General features: G+C 39.1%; 20 protein-coding genes. 15 read left to right on the top strand and 5 right to left on the bottom strand.

Annotation, left to right across the window (positions count from 1 at the left end; genetic code table 11):
• The first annotated feature begins 666 nt into the window (after positions 1–666).
• Genes FXW34_RS05940 through FXW34_RS05995 form a run of 12 tightly spaced genes read left to right on the top strand, consistent with a single transcriptional unit; the run spans position 667 to position 9582 of the window.
• The gene (locus tag FXW34_RS05940; protein ID WP_147533057.1) at positions 667–1758 is read left to right on the top strand and encodes a hypothetical protein; all 1092 of its coding nucleotides are present in this window, start codon (positions 667–669) and stop codon (positions 1756–1758) included.
• A complete protein-coding gene (locus tag FXW34_RS05945; RefSeq protein WP_147533058.1) occupies positions 1745–3913 on the top strand; it encodes a molybdopterin oxidoreductase family protein in 2169 nt (722 codons plus the stop codon). Before FXW34_RS05940 ends, FXW34_RS05945 begins: the two co-directional genes overlap by 14 nt.
• Positions 3914–4477, top strand: coding sequence for a 4Fe-4S dicluster domain-containing protein (locus FXW34_RS05950; protein WP_147533059.1), 564 nt, complete (start codon positions 3914–3916; stop codon positions 4475–4477).
• 12 nt (positions 4478–4489) lie between these two features.
• The gene (locus FXW34_RS05955; protein ID WP_147533060.1) at positions 4490–5014 is read left to right on the top strand and encodes a QcrA and Rieske domain-containing protein; all 525 of its coding nucleotides are present in this window, start codon (positions 4490–4492) and stop codon (positions 5012–5014) included.
• Entirely contained in the window at positions 5004–5195 is a 192-nt protein-coding gene (locus tag FXW34_RS05960) for a hypothetical protein (protein ID WP_147533061.1), read from the top strand. Before FXW34_RS05955 ends, FXW34_RS05960 begins: the two co-directional genes overlap by 11 nt.
• 5 nt (positions 5196–5200) lie before the next feature.
• A complete protein-coding gene (locus FXW34_RS05965) occupies positions 5201–5515 on the top strand; it encodes a hypothetical protein (protein ID WP_147533350.1) in 315 nt (104 codons plus the stop codon).
• A complete protein-coding gene (locus FXW34_RS05970) occupies positions 5502–5774 on the top strand; it encodes a hypothetical protein (protein ID WP_246140896.1) in 273 nt (90 codons plus the stop codon). The genes FXW34_RS05965 and FXW34_RS05970 overlap by 14 nt, the downstream gene beginning before the upstream one ends.
• Positions 5775–5779: 5 nt before the next feature.
• A complete protein-coding gene (locus tag FXW34_RS05975; RefSeq protein WP_147533062.1) occupies positions 5780–7084 on the top strand; it encodes an MFS transporter in 1305 nt (434 codons plus the stop codon).
• 28 nt (positions 7085–7112) lie between these two features.
• Entirely contained in the window at positions 7113–7760 is a 648-nt protein-coding gene (locus FXW34_RS05980) for a sensor histidine kinase (RefSeq protein WP_147533063.1), read from the top strand.
• An 18-nt stretch (positions 7761–7778) separates the two neighbouring features.
• Positions 7779–8435, top strand: coding sequence for a response regulator (locus tag FXW34_RS05985; RefSeq protein WP_147533064.1), 657 nt, complete (start codon positions 7779–7781; stop codon positions 8433–8435).
• A gap of 15 nt (positions 8436–8450) precedes the next feature.
• Positions 8451–8951, top strand: coding sequence for a GAF domain-containing protein (locus FXW34_RS05990; protein WP_147533065.1), 501 nt, complete (start codon positions 8451–8453; stop codon positions 8949–8951).
• Entirely contained in the window at positions 8944–9582 is a 639-nt protein-coding gene (locus tag FXW34_RS05995; RefSeq protein ID WP_147533066.1) for a sensor histidine kinase, read from the top strand. Before FXW34_RS05990 ends, FXW34_RS05995 begins: the two co-directional genes overlap by 8 nt.
• Before the next feature lie 15 nt (positions 9583–9597).
• On the opposite strand, the gene FXW34_RS06000 is transcribed toward FXW34_RS05995, so the two are convergent.
• The 4 genes from FXW34_RS06000 to FXW34_RS06020 form a co-directional block, all read right to left on the bottom strand.
• The gene (locus FXW34_RS06000) at positions 9598–10719 is read right to left on the bottom strand and encodes a GerAB/ArcD/ProY family transporter (protein ID WP_147533067.1); all 1122 of its coding nucleotides are present in this window, start codon (positions 10717–10719) and stop codon (positions 9598–9600) included.
• Positions 10720–10729: 10 nt separating this feature from the next.
• Positions 10730–11929 (bottom strand): Ger(x)C family spore germination protein, encoded by a 1200-nt coding sequence (locus FXW34_RS06005; protein ID WP_246140898.1) that lies wholly within the window; start codon positions 11927–11929, stop codon positions 10730–10732.
• Positions 11926–13602: a spore germination protein gene (locus tag FXW34_RS06010; RefSeq protein ID WP_147533068.1), complete on the bottom strand. Its 1677-nt coding sequence runs from the start codon at positions 13600–13602 to the stop codon at positions 11926–11928. The genes FXW34_RS06005 and FXW34_RS06010 overlap by 4 nt, the downstream gene beginning before the upstream one ends.
• Before the next feature lie 354 nt (positions 13603–13956).
• Complete coding sequence (locus tag FXW34_RS06020; protein ID WP_187118849.1) at positions 13957–15813, bottom strand: MASE3 domain-containing protein; 1857 nt, start codon at positions 15811–15813, stop codon at positions 13957–13959.
• A gap of 316 nt (positions 15814–16129) precedes the next feature.
• Between FXW34_RS06020 and ytvI the strand changes: the two genes are divergently transcribed.
• Both ytvI and FXW34_RS22835 read left to right on the top strand, forming a co-directional pair.
• Positions 16130–17161, top strand: coding sequence for a sporulation integral membrane protein YtvI (gene ytvI / locus FXW34_RS06025; RefSeq protein ID WP_147533071.1), 1032 nt, complete (start codon positions 16130–16132; stop codon positions 17159–17161).
• Positions 17162–17247: 86 nt separating this feature from the next.
• Complete coding sequence (locus FXW34_RS22835; RefSeq protein WP_187118850.1) at positions 17248–17385, top strand: hypothetical protein; 138 nt, start codon at positions 17248–17250, stop codon at positions 17383–17385.
• Positions 17386–17496: 111 nt separating this feature from the next.
• Here FXW34_RS22835 and FXW34_RS06030 read toward each other — a convergent pair whose 3' ends face one another.
• Positions 17497–18090 carry a YitT family protein gene (locus FXW34_RS06030; protein WP_147533072.1) on the bottom strand — a complete coding sequence of 198 codons (594 nt, stop codon included), beginning with the start codon at positions 18088–18090 and terminating at the stop codon, positions 17497–17499.
• Between the two features lie 157 nt (positions 18091–18247).
• Between FXW34_RS06030 and FXW34_RS06035 the strand changes: the two genes are divergently transcribed.
• Entirely contained in the window at positions 18248–18811 is a 564-nt protein-coding gene (locus FXW34_RS06035; protein ID WP_147533073.1) for an FAD-dependent oxidoreductase, read from the top strand.
• Positions 18812–18844 lie beyond the last annotated feature (33 nt).

Genomic DNA, 18844 nt, shown 5'->3' on the forward strand with positions numbered 1-18844 from the left:
CTAAATTTATAGTAATATTGATTTGGGTCATCATCATAACCTCCGTATTAGTTTTCTTGGTCGAAAACATTGTAACACGGGTCATGATGATGACCTTTCCTTTTTACACAATTATATGGACATAATCCTTTACGTGCCCAATTTTGTGTTTCAACCTCGAATTCGGTCACGTAGATAAGCTCTACGTGCCCGGATTTGTGTTTATGCCTCGGAATCGGTCACGTAGACAAGCTCTATGTGCCCGGTTTTGTGTTTATGCCTCAGATTCGGTCACGTAGACAAGCTCTATGTGCCCTCTTTTGTGTTTCAACCTCAGATTCGGGCACGTAGACAGTCTTCACGTGCCCGCTTTTGTGTTTGTCAAAAGGAAAGTGTTACCAATGTGGCTTATTGGTAACAAACTAGGCTCCATCAAAAGAGAAAATGTCACCAATAGGGCCTATTTGTAACAAAAAGATATGTATTTAAGAGCAGATTGTAACTTAGGTCCGCAAACCAAAGCTCTTGATGTGATGTTTATCACTTGTGTCGAAAACTTGAACAAAACAATCATAAATAGGGGAATTTTCCACGGACGATGGGGAAGTTCCCCGATGCCTTAAGAGCCATCCAGACGAGTAAAATTATCGATATATTAACGGTCTAATATCACAGGGAGGACTAATGATGGAGGCAAATTTAACACAATCAACAACAACACATACCAACAAAAACACCCTCAACAACGCATTCGCATCTCATTTTGCAAAATCAATGTTCCTATCAATTACCGCTCTAATTATTTTAGTAGCCATTGGAACAAGAATGTTTACTCATATCGATTTAAACCTATACGGCTATATGGTCGGAACCATCGTCTTCATTGGCGGCTTTTTCTACCGATTCATCGCCTGGGGCGAGAGACCACCGACGAAAATAATCATTAAAAAAGGTCTAAAATTACTTCTACGCGCTTCGACGCCAAAAACGTCAGTTGAGCATTTGGCAACCTACAATTTCATTTGGAATCGGGGGATTTACCGATGGACCCAGCACGTGTTAATTGGTTGGGGTTGCGTGCTTTCCTGTTTAGTAACATTCCCGCTCGTATTTGGCTGGATGTATTTTACGATGGGCGAGAACGGCTATTACACAATCGTGGCAATGGGCATGGACATTATGACAATTAAAGCGGATGGAATTATCGGCTTTCTTTCCTACAACGCTTTAAATATTACAGCGATGATGGTTATCGCAGGTGTGTCAATGGCACTTTTCCGTCGCTTAAAAAATATGCAAGCTCGTGCGGAACAAAATTTCGTTTATGATTTCTTACCGTTGTATTTACTACTTTTCATCTCAATAACAGGCTTACTTTTAACATTTATGAACGTATTTTTACATGGCTGGGGTCAGCCGTTCATGTCATTGATACATCAATTTTCAGTCATTATTACGCTGATCTACCTGCCATTTGGGAAGCTAGCCCATATTCCATTTCGACCAATGAGCGTGCTCGCTCGAAATTATCGTGAGCATTATGCGGAGCAAGAAATGAAAGAATGTAAGGTTTGTGGCGACAAATTCGTATCACAAGAACAATCACAGGACGTTATTCAAGTGCTAGGTATCAATGAAATCGAGTTTAAGACAAATGAAGGTGCTCATTTAGCCGAGCTATGTTTACCTTGTCGCAGAAAATACCGGATAGCCCAATTTTCGGGGTTTCCTACTCACCAAGTGAAGGTCAAGGAGGCAAATCAAAATGCAAAGGGATAAGTTTTTCCGTGAAATAGAAAACGTAATTCATCCAGGTGAAAAATTAATTAAAACACATTGCAGCTACTGCGGTATGCAATGCGGAATGAATTTACGTGTAAATACTGCTACCAATAAGATTATCGGTGTCGAGCCACGTTACGAATGGCCAGTAAATGTTGGAAAGATGTGTCCAAAAGGGGTTACCGCTTATCAACAAACGAATCATCAGGACCGCATCTTAAAACCATTAATTCGTGACAATTCTGCACTAAAAGGAACGAAGGACGGCTTCCGTGAAGCAACTTGGGAAGAGGCATACGACCTAATCGCCAATAGATTTCAAGAACTTCAAAGGAACTATGGGAAGGATACGCTTAGTGTCTTTAGTGGAGTATCAATGACCAATGAAAAATGCTACCTCACGGGGAAATTTGCTCGTGTAGGTCTACAAACCCGCTATATCGATTACAATGGTCGCTTTTGTATGTCTAGTGCAGCAGGTGGCTTTCTAAGAAGCTTTGGTGTAGACCGCGGTTCAACTCTACCTTGGACTGATTTACATGAAACTGATTGCCTGTTTATCGCAGGAAGTAATACGGCTGAATGTCATCCAACTTCAATGTTCAGAGTTTGGGCCGTTCAGGAACGTGGTGGATACTTAATTGTTGCTGATCCACGTGAGACTCCAATTGCTAGAAGAGCAGATATTCATCTTGATCTAAAACCGGGGACGGACCTCGCGTTAGCTAATGGAATTCTAAATCTATTAATCCAAAACGGATATGTTGATGAGGAATTTGTGAAAAATCACACAAATGGTTTTGAGGAAACAAAAGAGCTTGTGAAGCAATTTACACCGGAACATACAAGTGAGCTAACGGGTGTTGCACCGGAGAAAATTATCAAGGCAGCAGAAATTTACGGAAAGGCTCCAAATGCCATTGTCATGTTTGCACGTGGTATTGAGCAGCAACATAAGGGAGTCGATAATGTTTCTGGATATACGAATATGGCGCTTGTAACAGGGAAAATTGGACGACCGAAAGCGGGCGTTGCAACCTTCACAGGTCAAGGGAACGGTCAGGGTGGTCGCGAGCATGGTCAAAAATCAGACCTACTGCCAGGCTATCGCAAAATCACCAATCCTAAGCATGTTGAGGAAGTGTGCCAAGTTTGGGGCATCACTCCTGAAGAGATGCCACAGCCAGGTGTTTCTGCCTATGAAATGTTCGAGCTAATGGAGCAAAAGACGATTAGAGGTCTTTACTTATTATGCTCTAACCCAGCTGTGTCTGCACCAAACCTTAATTATGTTCGCAAACAAATGAAAAACCTAGATTTCATGGTTTGCGTTGACTTCTATCTATCTGAATCTGCCGAATTTGCAGATGTAGTGTTACCGACAACGACTTGGTCCGAAGACGAAGGAACGGTAACTAATCTTGAAGGACGAATTATTAAAATAAATAAAGCTCAGGAGCCGGTAGGTGAATCGAAGCCAGACTGGCAAATCCAAGTGGAATTAAGTAATCGCCTTGGGCGCGGAAAATTTTTCTCGCACCTAAAAAATGCCAAGGATGTAGCGGATGAATTCCGTTTAGCTACAAAAGGTGGCTATGCCGATTATTATGGTGCGACATGGGACAAAATCGACAAGCAAGATGGTGTATTCTGGCCATGTAAGGATGAAAAGGATGAGGGAACACCTCATATGTTCCTCGATAAAAAATTCTACCATCCAGATGGAAAAGCAAAAATTTGTGCATTGCCTTATCGTCCGCCAGCTGAAGAGCCAGATGAGGAATTTCCGATTCGCTTAACAACTGGCCGAGTTGTATACCATTATCTATCAGGTAATCAGACACGCAGAATTCCATTCTTAAAAGATATGTGCCCTGAACCATATGTTGAAGTACATCCGGAATTAGCTGCAAAGTACGGTATTGAACATGAGGAAATCGTTCGACTCTATACCCGCCGTGGGGAAGCTCACTACAAGGTGAAAATCACTGAAGCCATTCGTAAGGATACTGTTTTCGTGCCATATCATTTCGGTCATGCGCAATCCATTAACTTATTGACGATTCCAGCACTTGATCCAATGTCAAGAATGCCAGAATTTAAAGCCTGTGCGGCGCAACTTGAAAAAATTGATTTAAAGAAGGTGCAGTAAATGAAAAAGAGGCTCTATATTGAACTGGATAATTGTATCGGTTGCCGTTCTTGCTTGGCTGCCTGTACGCAATGTGGCGGCCATGAACAGAAAAATCGCAACTATGTGTATGATGTCAATCCGCTTGTAAACCGGCAGACAATGCCTCTTATGTGCCTTCACTGTGTCAATCCGGCATGTGCGAGAAGCTGCCCGGCTCAAGCGATTCAAATTCATGAAACAGGAGCTGTTCTTTCAGCGCTAGTTGAAAAATGCATTGGCTGTCAGAACTGTACGATTGCATGTCCATATGGAATTCCAAAATTTGACCACGAAGAGAATTTAATGTACAAGTGCGACTTATGCATCGATCGTAGTAAAGATGGTATCCCACCAATGTGTGCAAGCGTGTGTCCAACTAATACATTGCAGTGGTTAACGGATGAAGAAATAGAATTCAAACGTCAAGCTTATAATTTGGACAATGGTAAATGGGTAGCAAGCTCAATGCCATTTTTGGAAAATGAAACAAATGTCCGTGTCAATCTTCCTGGTATATTACAGGGAATTACCAAACTGTTTTAGGAGGGATTATCCATGAACGATAAAAATAATAAAATCCCATTTAATGAAGATAACTATACCCATAATATCAATCGGAACAATGAACGAAAGCTAGACCGTCGAGGTTTTATGAAGAATTTAGTCGGTGCAGCAGGTGTGTTTGCGGTATCATCTCTACCATGGGGAGCACTCGCTGCCAAGGAGCTAAACGGTCTTTCTGAAAAGGAATATCCCCATCAAAAGATCATTGATGTTAGCTCGATTGCCATTGGTGATAGTGTTGATTTTAAATTTCCTGGAGAGCATGATGATGCGATTTTGATTCGTCTTTCAGAGGAAAAATATGTTGCTTATCAAAATGCCTGCACTCATTTACGGTGCCCAGTATTTTGGGTAAAGGAAAAAAATGAAATGGTTTGTCCTTGTCACCATGGGAAGTTCGATGTCAAGACAGGTGAGCCAACCGCAGGTCCTCCACGTAGGCCTTTACCAGAAATTCAAGTAAAAGTAGAAAATGGTGCGGTGTACGCAGTGAAGGTGAAAAGATATGAGGCATAATCTAGTTGGAGTAGCGTTATTATGTGCGATTTTATTGCTTAACATTGTATTTACACAATACATGGTCCATCAGTATTTTTATGAAAAATATTTAAATGCAATCATCTTTGGGGTTGGGAATGTACTATTATTCCCGGTGGCGATTTACGTTTATAAATGGGATCAAAAACGGAAGGCGTGATAGTGATGAATAACGAAACCTATCTCGATTTTTGTTTTATTCGAAAAGCAGATGGTAATTTTGCTGCGGAGATAGATGATATCCTCACTCGGATGTTTGCAGGAATTAAATTGCACTGGTACTTAGAACAGAAAACAATTGAGGATGCAGAAATGGTTATTGCGGAAGTGAAAGGAATGAGTGGTTGGCGTTCTGAGGAAGAAACTCTACACTTTCTAGAGCAAAACGGCTCTGACCAATTTTGGCATTATTTACAGGGCTATAAAATGTTCATTTATCCAGTAACAATGAGAGGATGTAACAGCTGTGGGACACATTAAGGTAGAGGATATACAAACATTTATCTCTGTTCCAGTAGAAATAGCAATAATAGATGAAGCTGAAGGGGAGCAGGCTCCATTTGTAAGAAAAATAATAAGACAAGTGAAGACGTGTCCAGACCAAACTCATTTACGGATATATTTTGATCATGTTCAATTTTTCGCAGTCCCTTTAATAGCACATGTGACTCAAACTAATGATGCATGGTCGGCTTACGATAATGATAGTGCTCTTCGATACACGATTAGGAAGGTGTGATAGAAATGGGTAAACGAATTAACACCTGGACTCCAGAGAACGAGCAATTCTGGAAATCCGAAGGAAAAAAGCACGCGACACGAAATTTGTGGATTTCCGTTCCAGCCCTAATGATGGCGTTTATTGTATGGCAAATTTGGTCAGTTGTCGCGAGCAGACTTAATGATATTGGATTTTCTTTTACGGACAATCAGCTTTTTACACTTGCAGCCATCCCTGGATTAGTAGGGGCAACAATGCGCTTTTTTTATACATTCGGCGTTGGTAAATTTGGCGGTCGAAATTGGACTGTATTTTCGACGATTATCCTTTTAATACCGGCTATAGGAATTGGGATTGCTGTTCAAAATCCAGATACGCCCTATTCTATTATGCTATTGCTAGCGGGGCTTTGTGGTCTTGGTGGAGGAAGCTTTTCTTCTTCTTCTGCGAATATGAGTTTCTTTTTTCCAAAAAAAGAAAAAGGGACAGCGCTTGGTATTAATGGCGGTTTAGGTAATATGGGAGTTTCAGTTGTACAATTTGTTACTCCGCTCATCATTACTACTGGTACGTTTGCTTTTTTAGGTGATGCACAGGTACTTCCTAATGGAGATAAAGTATGGCTTCATAATGCGGCGTTCATATGGGTTGTGCCAATCATCATTATTAGTTTAGCTGCCTTTTTTGGCATGGATAACTTGCCTGGAACGAAGCAATCTGCAGCTGAGCAATTTGTCATTGTTAAGCGTAAGCATACATGGATTATGACATTTTTATATGTTGCGACTTTTGGCTCGTTTATTGGATATTCTGCAGCCTTCCCATTATTATTAAAAACTCAGTTTCCTGAGTATGTCTCCTTAGCATTTTTAGGTGCTTTCCTCGCGGCGGCAGCACGACCTGTCGGGGGCTGGATTTCTGATAAATTGGGTGGTGCCAAAGTAACAGGAGCTGTTCTCGTTGTCATGACAATCGGTGCGCTTGGGGTAATTTATTTCCTTAATGAAAAACAGTTCGCTGGCTTTTTAATCTCGATATTATTTTTATTCCTAGCATCGGGTATTGGATCGGGTTCGACTTTCCAAATGATTCCGGGATTGTTCCCTGCTAAGGAAGCAGCAGCGGTTATCGGGTTCTCAGCTGCGTTTGCGGCCTACGGTTCCTTTTTTATCCCGAAGCTGTTCGGTTGGTCAATTAATGCGACAGGTTCATATGTAACAGCTTTCTACTTCTTTATTGGTTTTTATATCATTTCGATTGGCTTGAACTGGTTTTACTACCTGAGGAAGATTAAGGAGCAGGATGAAATTCTTGAGAAGGCATCTTAAGGTAATTTGTTAGGAAGGAGGACATGAAATGAAGCCGAATAGGGTAAGTGCGATATCTTCGTATATTATAAAATCTCAGGAAGAAGAGATGAAAAGAGTTTCCCAGGAGCTTCATGAGGGAGTTGGTCAAACCTTATATAGTATTTTCACTGGTTTGCAATATATTGAAACCGGGGTAAATGAGGTCCAAACAAAACGATTTATTCGTAATATGGCCGAGCTCCTTGAGAAAACAATCCAGGAAATTCGCCTGTTTTCGGTTGAGTTATATCCTCCTACCTTAACTAGTTTTGGACTTTTTACTGCAATGAAGCACTATGCAAAGCTTTATACTACCACCTTTGGCATTGAAGTTGAGGTGAACCACTCAGGAACAGAGCAGGTAATTCCAGAGGAGCAAAATATTGCTTTATTTAGAGTATGTCAAGAAGCATTGGCAAATATCGCTAAATATGCTGATACATCAAGAGCAATAATTATGTTTTCTTGGACTAGTGGCCACTTAAACATATCGATTACTGATTTTGGCAAGGGCTTCTCAGAAGCAGACATAAATGAAAGCTCATTTGGTTTAGCTGCAATGAAGGAAAGAATGCAATTAATTGGTGGCAATTGTCATATTACTTCTAAAATCGGAAAGGGAACTACAGTGGAAATTGGGTTGGGCATTAATTAGACGTTGAGGTGGTAGAGAATGATCAAGATACTGCTTGTTGATGACCATGCAGTCGTCCGAATGGGGTTAACAATGCTTTTGAATCATCATCCTAATATGCAAGTTGTGGGCGAGGCGTCTGAAGGAAATGAAGGAATAAAAAAAGCTCTAGCTCTTAAACCTAATGTCGTCATAATGGATTTAAGTATGCCTCATGGCAAGGATGGCTTGTCGGCTACCGAAGAACTCATGAAGCAAATGCCTGAAGTTGCAGTACTCATATTGACAATGCATGATGACGAAGAATACTTATTTAAGGCGATTCAAGCAGGTGCATCAGGCTGTATTTTAAAAAGTGCTCCCCAAGATGAATTAATTGCGGCTATTGAGTCAGTAGCAGAAGGTAATGCTTATCTTCACCCGATGGCGACGAAAAGATTAATCACCGAGTATATGGAAGCCATTAAACAGGGCAATACACAAGAAGCAATCAGTTTATTGTCAGACCGTGAGAAGGAAGTACTAACACTAATCGCAAAGGGGTTTTCGAATAAAGAAATTGCCGAAAAATTAACAATTAGTGTTAAAACTGTTGAAACACATAAGGGGAATTTAATGGAAAAACTACAAATGAAGACACGTCCGGAATTGGTTCAATATGCTTTGAAGAAGGGATTGCTAGGATATGGGATATAGAAGTGAGGTCAAATGATGATGACAGGTGAACAGAGGGATCAACGCTTTGTTAATGATTGCCATAGTTTACTTAACCAAGTAGATTGTGACTTCGTTGGTCTTGCGATTCAAAATCAAAAGGGGCCAGATATTAACTGGTATTATGCGATTGGCAACGAAAATGAAAAATATAAACGGATTACCGTACGCTACGGTAAAGGAATCGCAGGAAAGGTAATATTAACCGGTGCACCGATGAGCATACAGTTTTTTCCTGAGCATATTTCCGGGAAGGCAACGGATTATCCAATCATGTTGGCTGAAAAATTAATCCATTCCTATGCTGCACCTATTCTATGTAAAGGATCACCAAAAGGAGTACTCTTGATAGGAAGAAGACAAGGTGAAATCTTTAATGAAGGCGAGAAGGAAAAAGTTCAACAGGTTGCAGCCAATATGGAGGAATGGTTAAATAGTATTTTTGTTTGCTACTGTGAAAAAGACTTACTGACAGAAGGAGCAGAAAATAATGGATGAAGACGCACTTAAGATAGCGAGGCAAAAAATGTCGGCGAGGATAATTGAAGTGCAGGAGGAAGAACGAAAGCGGATTTCAAGAAATCTACACGACGATCTCGGTCAAAATCTGTATAGCCATTTAATCTCGATAAATCTGCTTCAGTCGCAGGTCGAACATCCACTGATTGAGCAAATAAAGCTAGAAGCTACTCAATTAATCGAGCAAGTTCGCGAAATATCTTGGGAACTTCGCCCTGCATTGCTAGATGATCTCGGTCTTATTCCTGCTATTCGTTCTTTTATTACAAAATTCAATGAAAATTATCAACTTGTCATCCATTTTGATTACACACTTAATCATGTATTAGAAAATCATATTGAGCTAGCGATATACCGAATTATTCAGGAAGCTTTAACAAATATTCGAAAATATGCACATGTAAAGGAAGCCTGGCTCTCAGTAACAGAATTACCTTCTTCTGTTCAAGTTATTATTGTAGATCACGGTAAAGGCTTTAATCCACAGGAACAGACGAAAGGGGTTGGTATGTTAAGTATGGAAGAAAGAGTTCGAGCTGTTGGTGGGATCTTTCAGTACCAAACATTAATCGGAAAAGGTACTAAAATCATCGTAGATATTCCGTTATAAAGCCAGTCCACGAAACTATGCAGAAGTTGTGGAGTCTGGCTTTTTTTGTGTGTGTAATTTCTTTTTAAAAATAAATCCTAGCAGCCAAACTGAGACCGGTAGGAGGATAGCAATGGATACAGAAGCGGTAATCCAGTTGGTTTCCAAATAATACATAGCACGACGATGATCATTTACTATATAATAGCCGAATCCACCTAGTATTAGTGTTACAGGTAAAATGAGCTTCCGATAATTTTTTGTATTAGTTATTTTTTCAAGAGCGATTGAGGCGCAAAATAGAGTCATCATTATTTGTGTTAGACTCGATAAGGCAAAGAATGCGACCATCACCATTTCGTAACGGTGCAGAAAAACACCAATACTAGCACTCCTAGCCATTTGCATACATGAAATTATATATTGTCCAGCTACTTCGGATGTTAACACACCAGCTTCAAGGATTGGCCAAAGTAAAATAAACATTCCACTAAAAACACTACCATTTACACCAGCACTTTTCCATGAATCAATTTCTTTTACGTGTGGGAGGATTAAAGCTGCCATCATGGTCGCCATACCCCAATCGGAATTGTGGTGCCGACTAGCCCAAACAATCTTTGGAAGTCCGGATTCAAAGGTTGGTAAGAGCTCCCGAATATCAAAATTCTGAATTGAACCGATTAGGATAAGGATATTAAGTGCTAAAATCGAAAAGATCCCTAACAACGCCATTCTAGAAATAACCTCTAAACCGTGAAATATTCCAAACGACCCTACGATTAAAGCTGCGATAATAAAATATATTGTTGGCATCTCAGGAAGGAAATAGTCCCTTAAATGATAGACAAACGTAATCATGACAACTCCGTAAGACAACATAAAATAGATAAAGAAAATCAGCGCTATGAATTTCCCACCCCATTTTCCTAGGATTAATTTGCATTGCTCAACAAGATCAAGTTCAGGGGCTCTTTTAATAACCAATATTGTAATAAACATAATCAAGATGCCTTGTAGGATTGATATTGTGGTAGAAAGCCACATATCGTTTCCAACTTCACGGGAAATTGAGCCTTGTGTCACTCCAATTGCTTTGGCATATATCATATTGATAATCAATGCCATAAACATACCATTTGTAATTTGTACGCGCATGATGTGTCCCTCATTTACCTTCTTTAGTCGGTTTATAAAGCAGTGCTGAATCATTAATTTTTACTGAAACTTCGACAGTGACAGGGGCTGTTTGAAAAACATCCTTCCAACGCTGCATAATACTATGCTTCCACTCACTAGGATATCGATTATGAAATACCTTTCCTAGCTCCAAAATATCTGCTTTGTACTCAGATTGTGCCTTCGACACAACACTGTTAATATTCCCTGTTAATTCGTCTTCAACTTGTTTCTCAAGCTTAGCTATCTGAGCTTCATCCTCTAGGGAAAGCGGACATCCAGCTTCAACCATTGTGTAGTTTCCAGCAAAGCGAATATGAAAACGTGGTTGATTTTTTTTAAAGGATGGTGTTACCTTAAACTTATAATTTTTGAGTTCGAGGCTAACCATTTTATTTGGTTCTTTTGGGCAGCTAATTGCCATAACTCCTGATTCAATTTTTTCTATAAATGGAAGTAGACCTCTTGTTTCCTTTTGGTTTAAAATACCTACTAGCTTATCGCCTTTAAACACACCAGCCCCCGCTAATTCAATTTGTTTCACACTGCCTTCTTGTCCTGGCTTTTTGTTGGAAATTCCTCGAGCAATTAATTTTACTCTAGCTAATACTGGCTCCGTGCTTTCGCTTAAAAAGGCAGCTTGCAAATCGAGCATTTGAGTTCGTGGCGCTAGGTTTGAAATATTTGAGTAGCGAAATAGCTTATCCATTGCTTCACCAGAAATAACCTCCAAGCCTGTCATGGTTGATAGAATATTACTAGCTTTATTTGGTGTAACGACAACCCAGGTTCGCATTCGCAGTTCAGGATTTCGCGTGAAGAAATCAATAATATCCTTAATACCCTCTCGAGCAAGGTCCTCATTGATGATGATGATATAATTATGTGCCCAAAAAACTCGACGAGTAGAGAAGGAAGAAAGATTGCGAATTGCTTCAAAAATTGTATCGCCACTAGCTTTTGCTGACCAAATGGGGTCGCCCGTATTTCCAGCTGGAGCACCGGTTTGACCTCTGGAATCAGCTGGGCGGGCAATTTGAACTGAAACCTCAACTTTCCCGTCCGTCCCTTTATCTAGACCAACGGCCATCACAAGTGCCAATTCATTGATTTCTCGCTTTCCGTTACAGCCGCTTAGAGTTATGGTAAGAACAAGGCTCATTAACACAATTATTTGTGTAGTTTTCACTCCTTCTTCCTCCCGTTGTCCAGTTTTAATTTTTTAACTTTTTTGAAAAATCTACCCTTTGTTGATAGTTTCTGCGTTATGTGATCAATATCTTTACCTTCGTGATTTATGTCCTTATCTGCAACCTGTGCGCCATCATTAGGTGGCTTAGGAATTTGATTTTGACCCATCCGTTTTGCGTCTACACCTTGAGCATCCTCTGGTAAAGTATTCATTGCCCACCATGGAAAGCGAATGATTGAATCCTTCTGATCACCAGGTTTAAATGGAGTGGCCGGTGCCAAATACGATTCTCCGAAAGATCTTAATGACATGGCATGAAGCGCAATGAGGACGAATATCATAGCAAACCCAAGCAGTCCTAATGTGCCGGAGGCTATTAATAAAGGAAAGCGTATCAGCCTAATAGAAAAGGAGGCAGATGGGTTAGGTATTGCAAATGATGAAATACCGGTAACGGCCACAACAATCACCATAGTTGGTGAAACGATACCAGCTTGGACCGCCGCTTGACCTATAACTAGCGAACCAACTATACTTACTGCTTGCCCGATAGGTTTAGGCATCCGCAAACCAGCTTCCCGCATCAATTCAAAGGTAATTTCCATCGTGAGAGCTTCAAGAAGAACGGGAAAAGGGATGACATCACGTCCCGATGCGATAGTTAGCGCCAAGGGGGTAGGAATCATTTCCTGATGAAAGCTAACTAGCATCACAAAAATAGACGGCAGTGTTAGGCTAATAATAAACGCGATATAGCGGATAATTCTAAAAAAACTTCCGGCTAAATAACGTGAATAGTAGTCATCGCTTGCTTGTAGAAACTGCCAAAAAAAGGTTGGGACGATTAGTACAAACGGAGTGTTATCAGTAAATATGGCAACCCTTCCTTCGTATATGGATGAAGCAACTTTATCAGGTCTTTCGGTACATTGAATCGTCGAAAAAGGCGAAAGTGGAGCATCTTCAATCATTTCTTCAATGTAGCCACTTTCTAGAATTGCATCAATTTTTATCCCATTTAAACGCTTCTTTACTTCTTCAACCAAGCCATCTTTGGCAGTCCCCTTTAAATAGGCGATATTAACATCTGTTTTTGATTTTGTGCCAATTTGAAAACCCTCAATCCGTAATAATGGATCGCGAATTCTCCTTCTAACCAAAGCGGTATTAGTTCGAATACTTTCTGTAAAGCCATCGCGCGCACCACGGACGATTTGATCAGTTTGTGGCTCGTCCACGGAACGGGTATCCCAACCACGTGTCGATGCCACAAATGCTTTCTCAGAGTGGTCGATGAACAGTACTGTATCACCGGTTAGTAATGCATCGATGCCATCAGAAATTTTTGTGATAACCTTAAGAGAGGCTAAATCCATAACAGTTTGTTTTAAAATTTCTGCCATTTCCTTTGGCTGATTCATTTCATTCATCTCGGGGTGGATTTTTTCTGTTTTATACACCAAATTCTCAATTAATTTTCCTACGTTTTCGGTGTTGGCGAGTCCATCCGTGTAAAAAATAACTGCTCTCAGTTTCTTTTTTTTATGAAAAACAAAATTTCTTTGTGCTAGGTCAACGCTATCTTCGAGGATATCCCGAAATATATTAACGTTACAATCGATGTTTGCATCAATATTCCTTTCGAGCTTCTGCTTAAGTTGTTCATCCATCGGTAAACTCCTATATGAAAATAAAATAATATTTCTATCTTAGACTTTCCAAAACCAACAAAAGGTATGAATAAAAATTGAGAGGGAAAAATGAGGGGGAATAGGAGGAGGGAGTAAGGTTGAATTTTTATCATTGGTGGATATATACTCACATCTTGAACGCGCCATGGTTTGTCTGGAGTATTGTCATATTTGTGTTTCTGTTTAATATTTTTGGACCCATTATTATTTGGCTAAGGATAAATAGTAAACGGATCCCGTTTTTACATACCAAATTAAATGGTCAACCCAAAACGGAAAAGGCTGCCGAAAAATAAAAAAAACAAGGAAGAAAGTATCCTTGTTTTTCTGAAGCTATTCATGATAAAGCGGAAGGATGATTTTGAAGGTGGTACCTTTATTCATCTCACTTATAACGTCAATTTTTCCCTGATGCTGTTCAATGATTTTTTTGCACATCATCAAGCCTAGACCATTTCCGTTTTCTTTCATCGTAAAGAAAGGTTCCCCCAATTTTAGGAGTGCGTCCTCTGGGATTCCGATACCAGTATCAGAAAACTCTATTATGATAGAATGCGGAGTTTTCTCTTTTATATCAATTGATAATGAACCTCCATCTGGCATTGCTTCAAAGGCATTTTTCATGAGGTTAATAAAGACCTGTTTCAAATGGTTCTTTTCGCAAAAAACGGTCTTCTGAAAGATATTATCTTCAAGATGAATATCCACACCATGTAATAGAGCTTGTGGCTGTAGGAGGGATACGACCTGATTAATGATCTCGGAGATATTTTCAGGCTTAAACAGCAGTGCTTGAGGTTTGGCAACCGCCATAAACTCATTGGTAATTTGCTCAATCCGATCCACCTCATCAAGCATCAATTTAATATAAATTTGATTTTGACTATCTGAATCATTTTTAATTAACTGCAAAAATCCTTTTAAAGTTGTTAACGGATTCCGAACTTCATGAGCAATTCCTGCAGCTAACTCACCCAGCACTCCAAGTTTTTCAGAACTGCGGATCATTTCCTCCATGTGCTTTAATTTTGATATATCTGTAGCCGAACCGATAATATGGTTAATCACGCCACCGATAATAATCGGCTTTAATGTGATAAACAGTGAAAAGCCATTGCTGTCCATCTCAAAGGAAACCTTTTGTCCTGTATCCCAGGCATGATGATAGTTTTGCAATAAGATATTTGCTTCATCAGGGGCCATTTCCATTTCCTTAATGGTTTTATTTTTGATGTGTTTTGGATTCAAGCCCATTTGGTGGAGCAATTCACCATCACATAATAAATGAATAAAATCATCATTCTGTTTTTTTATTTTATAAATAACACCTTGCTGTTCGCGGATAATTTCATCCAATTCCTGCTGTGCCTTTTTAATGCTTTCTTCAGCAAGTTTATCTTCACTAATAGTTGAAAAATAAAATCCTCTAATGATAAAAATAAACCCAATAACCTTAAAGAAGTGCCCAAGAATGTTGTCAAAATCATAAATGCTTGAGTACATTGTAAACACGATCTCGCTTATGAGCAGAAAATAAAAGGATAAAAAGATATATAAGGAAGCGTGTTTTTGCGTCCTTTTATATTGTTTTACATTAATGATCATGCCAATTAAATATAAGAAGCAGACAAAATATTCAATGCCTTTTTTAATCGGTGTTGTTCCGACACCTTCAATCACAACAACCGGTAAATAATTCCCATATTGAAAAATAAACAATGATATAAAGAAAATAACCAAGCCAGTCACGAGAACTAGGGTTGCGCGAGGATCATTTTCCATTCTTTTTTCTGTCTTTAATAGGATAACCATAATCGTAGTAGTTCCAATCAGTCTACTAACCAACCAAAACCATATCGAGTTAGTTATAGAACCCTCAGCAATAAAAAATGGCATACCCTCAAAGGTTAGTGTGTGGAAAAAGTCCAAAATACCTACAGTTAGAAAAACAAACGATAGATATAGTAATTTTTGCGATTTGGAATAAGTAAATGCTTTCCAGCCATATGTAAAGATTGCGATAGATATAGATATGCTAAAAAATTCTAGAATGATATGTAAGCTTGTATAATACTTTGCCTGATACATTGGGATAAGGTCTTGATGAAAAAAATGAAATAGTCCAAAAAAAATCGTCCCAATTAGGGCATATATAATGATTTGTTTTTCAAAAACCTTAAGACCTTTCATATAATCAGCTCTTTCATCTATAGTCATTGGGAACAGTCAAGAGTATTTTTTGAATAAATCGTGAATTTTTAATTGTTACAATTTTTATAATATATTCGCAAAACATATCGGTCAATATGAATTGCAAAAAAAGCAAATATTATTGAGAAGTATAGTATGGATTTAATATCCAATAAGAAGTTTTTTAAGCCAAAATAAGCAAACCACAACAGAATATAGTAAAATAAGACAGTATATATAATAAGGAGAAAAGTTCATTTCCAAACACAACGATAAACCCTCCAAGTAGGAGGATAAATAAGGAGTCTAGCATTAAATGTGGAAAAAGTGGATTTTTATCATCATTGTGGCACTGCTTGCTGCAATCATATTACCCTACAGTCTACCGCTAATATTTGCACTTGTTACCGCAGTCTTACTTGAGGGCTTAGTTAAATGGTTAATGCTCAGACTGCGTTTAAATCGATTGCAATCGGTTATTGCTGTGTTTACAAGCTATGTATTAATGCTAATGGTCATTGGCTACAACATGATTGCCATCATAACTACGCAAACGATTGCCTTATCAGAAAGGACCCCAACCTTTGTAAAGGATTTTTACCGGACTGGTATTAAGCCGTTAATCAAGAAATGGCAGTTTTATTCCCAGAGCCTTCCTGTTGAAGTGATTTCATCGATTGAAAAAACGATTGATAATTCAGTTACCACATTAGATTCTTTTCTACAGGGGTTGTTACAATCAACAATTAATTTCCTAACCATCATTCCAGGATTTTTAATAGAAGTGTTGATTTACTTGGTGGCATTATTCATGATCAGCCTTGAACTGCCAAGATTAAAGAACAAATTGGAGCAATACTTAACTGAACAGACGAAAATGAAAGTATTTGTAGTAACATCTGAATTAAGCAAAGCAGGTATTGGATTTATTAAGGCACAAATCATATTAAGTTTAATCACTTTCATCATGGCCTTTATCGGCTTATCAATTCTTCAGGTTTCCTATACTGCACTTCTTTCATTGTTAATAGTTATTGTTGATATTCTCCCAATACTTGGTACAGGCTCTGTTTTGGTACCTTGGGCAATCGTCGCCATTCTTCAAGGAAATCATTTTTTAGGGATTGGGCTACTTATCCTCTTCCTAGTTATAACTGTTGTCAGAAGAATTGTCGAGCCAAAGGTTTATTCAAGCAGCCTTGGAATATCACCACTCGCCGCTTTAATTAGTCTGTATATTGGCTTTAAACTCTTGGGAATCATCGGAGTATTTTTAGGTCCAGCAATGGTGATCGTCTACGACACCCTCAAAAAAGCAAATGTCATCAAAATGAACTTTAAGTTTTAAAAATTAGGCTGTGTAAATGCACGGTGTTGATTTTAGCCAAGTTGATCTTCGCTGCAGGCACGTAGACTCCTATGGGAGTAGCTGGCATGGGAGACCCAACAGGCGCAAAGCGCCGAGGAGAACGAAAAGCGGAAGCGGCTTGCTCAGGAGCGACAGGCATAAGACGAATCGCGCAAGAGACGTTAGTCTCTGGAGTGATTTGGCTTATGACCCCGAGCTCCTAGCCGCTGGAGCTAGACAGGCTCCCAGTTAGCCTCATGAACCGCACGTGCCTGGAACGGAAATCAACATCCAAAAATTAAGTGGCTACCTTCTCTACATGAGGAGGTAGCCTTTTAGTTGTTTGGGTTAATATTTACTGGATGGGAGGATTTCATTAATGTTAATGTAGTCATAATCCCGACAAATATAATCGTGATAAACGAATAACAGAACTTCTCAAATCCAACAATCTTTAAGCCGCTTAAAATTACTAATCCATCAATGATAAAAATCAGAATACCAACATTTATGGACGTGATTTTGCCAATTAATTGAGCTAATAAATCAGTGCCACCAGTGCTAGTTTTATAACGAAGCATCAAACCGATCCCACTACCGACTAATACTCCTCCAAGGACAGAACTCCAGAACATACTCAGTTGAAACAAAATATACCGATTATTTAGTAAATCGATAAACAAGGAAGAAATAATTAATCCGTGCAGGCTGTTATAAAAGAATTGCCGATCATGATGCCATGCAAGAATATAGAGAGGAATACTTAAAAGTATCATACTTAATCCAGTTGGCCACCCAAAATAATAATGGAAAATTAAACCGATACCGATGATTCCACCATCCAAGAGATGATGAGGAACCAAAAATCCATTAATTCCAAGTCCGATTAATAAACTTCCAAAAAAGACTGCCATTGTTTTTTCAAACATTCAGTATCACCCTAACTTGTCCTCTAGTTAAAAATATGTATAAAAGAGCAAATTAGAAGTAATAATTGAAAAGCATATAGTTTTACAATACAACCATATCACTTTATAATAATTATTAATAAATACTAATTTAACAATAGTACTAGGAGGAAAAAGTATGTTTGATATAGCGATTATTGGTGCAGGTCCTGCTGGGGCAAGTGCTGCCTTATTTGCAGCGAAGGCGGGTAAAAAAACACTATTACTTGATCACGGAAAGAGCATGACTGCAAGAGCATGGATGGAAAATCACTATGGGGTTGAAGCAATCTCTGGTCCAGATTTGCTTGAGGTTGGGCAAAAGCAAGCAACAAAATTTGGTGCAGAATATAAAAAAGAGCAAGTAATCGATGTGAAAGAAGATAACGGAAATCTTGCAATCGTTACAGAACAAGGCACCTACCAGGCTAAGCATGTTATATTGGCAACAGGTGCGTTAACTGACTTAGCAGAAAAAATTGGTGTTACAACCAAACCTGGTACAGAACCAAGAATTAAAACTGTTGCTGCTGTTGACGAAGCTGGGAAAACCAATATTAATGGAATTTGGGCTGCTGGGACAATCGCAGGGGTCAGTGTACACACGATTATCACAGCAGGTGACGGAGCACGTGTAGCTATTAACGTCATCAGTGAAATCAATGGCGAACGCTATGTAGACCACGATGTACTAAAACAATAAAGAAACGTAAAAAAACAGGTTCATCATATCGAT

Source organism: Bacillus marasmi (assembly GCF_902168435.1).
GTDB lineage: Bacteria > Bacillota > Bacilli > Bacillales > Cytobacillaceae > Bacillus_BU > Bacillus_BU marasmi.

What these genes read in the sequence shown, in the direction of transcription:
- FXW34_RS05940 (WP_147533057.1), top strand. Translation starts at nt 667, where the DNA reads ATGGAGGCAAATTTAACACAATCAACAACAACACATACCAACAAAAAC.
- FXW34_RS05945 (WP_147533058.1), top strand. Translation starts at nt 1,745, where the DNA reads ATGCAAAGGGATAAGTTTTTCCGTGAAATAGAAAACGTAATTCATCCA.
- FXW34_RS05950 (WP_147533059.1), top strand. Translation starts at nt 3,914, where the DNA reads ATGAAAAAGAGGCTCTATATTGAACTGGATAATTGTATCGGTTGCCGT.
- FXW34_RS05955 (WP_147533060.1), top strand. Translation starts at nt 4,490, where the DNA reads ATGAACGATAAAAATAATAAAATCCCATTTAATGAAGATAACTATACC.
- FXW34_RS05960 (WP_147533061.1), top strand. Translation starts at nt 5,004, where the DNA reads ATGAGGCATAATCTAGTTGGAGTAGCGTTATTATGTGCGATTTTATTG.
- FXW34_RS05965 (WP_147533350.1), top strand. Translation starts at nt 5,201, where the DNA reads ATGAATAACGAAACCTATCTCGATTTTTGTTTTATTCGAAAAGCAGAT.
- FXW34_RS05975 (WP_147533062.1), top strand. Translation starts at nt 5,780, where the DNA reads ATGGGTAAACGAATTAACACCTGGACTCCAGAGAACGAGCAATTCTGG.
- FXW34_RS05980 (WP_147533063.1), top strand. Translation starts at nt 7,113, where the DNA reads ATGAAGCCGAATAGGGTAAGTGCGATATCTTCGTATATTATAAAATCT.
- FXW34_RS05985 (WP_147533064.1), top strand. Translation starts at nt 7,779, where the DNA reads ATGATCAAGATACTGCTTGTTGATGACCATGCAGTCGTCCGAATGGGG.
- FXW34_RS05990 (WP_147533065.1), top strand. Translation starts at nt 8,451, where the DNA reads ATGATGACAGGTGAACAGAGGGATCAACGCTTTGTTAATGATTGCCAT.
- FXW34_RS05995 (WP_147533066.1), top strand. Translation starts at nt 8,944, where the DNA reads ATGGATGAAGACGCACTTAAGATAGCGAGGCAAAAAATGTCGGCGAGG.
- FXW34_RS06000 (WP_147533067.1), bottom strand. Translation starts at nt 10,719, where the DNA reads ATGCGCGTACAAATTACAAATGGTATGTTTATGGCATTGATTATCAAT.
- FXW34_RS06010 (WP_147533068.1), bottom strand. Translation starts at nt 13,602, where the DNA reads ATGGATGAACAACTTAAGCAGAAGCTCGAAAGGAATATTGATGCAAAC.
- FXW34_RS06020 (WP_187118849.1), bottom strand. Translation starts at nt 15,813, where the DNA reads ATGAAAGGTCTTAAGGTTTTTGAAAAACAAATCATTATATATGCCCTA.
- ytvI (WP_147533071.1), top strand. Translation starts at nt 16,130, where the DNA reads ATGTGGAAAAAGTGGATTTTTATCATCATTGTGGCACTGCTTGCTGCA.
- FXW34_RS22835 (WP_187118850.1), top strand. Translation starts at nt 17,248, where the DNA reads ATGGGAGACCCAACAGGCGCAAAGCGCCGAGGAGAACGAAAAGCGGAA.
- FXW34_RS06030 (WP_147533072.1), bottom strand. Translation starts at nt 18,090, where the DNA reads ATGTTTGAAAAAACAATGGCAGTCTTTTTTGGAAGTTTATTAATCGGA.
- FXW34_RS06035 (WP_147533073.1), top strand. Translation starts at nt 18,248, where the DNA reads ATGTTTGATATAGCGATTATTGGTGCAGGTCCTGCTGGGGCAAGTGCT.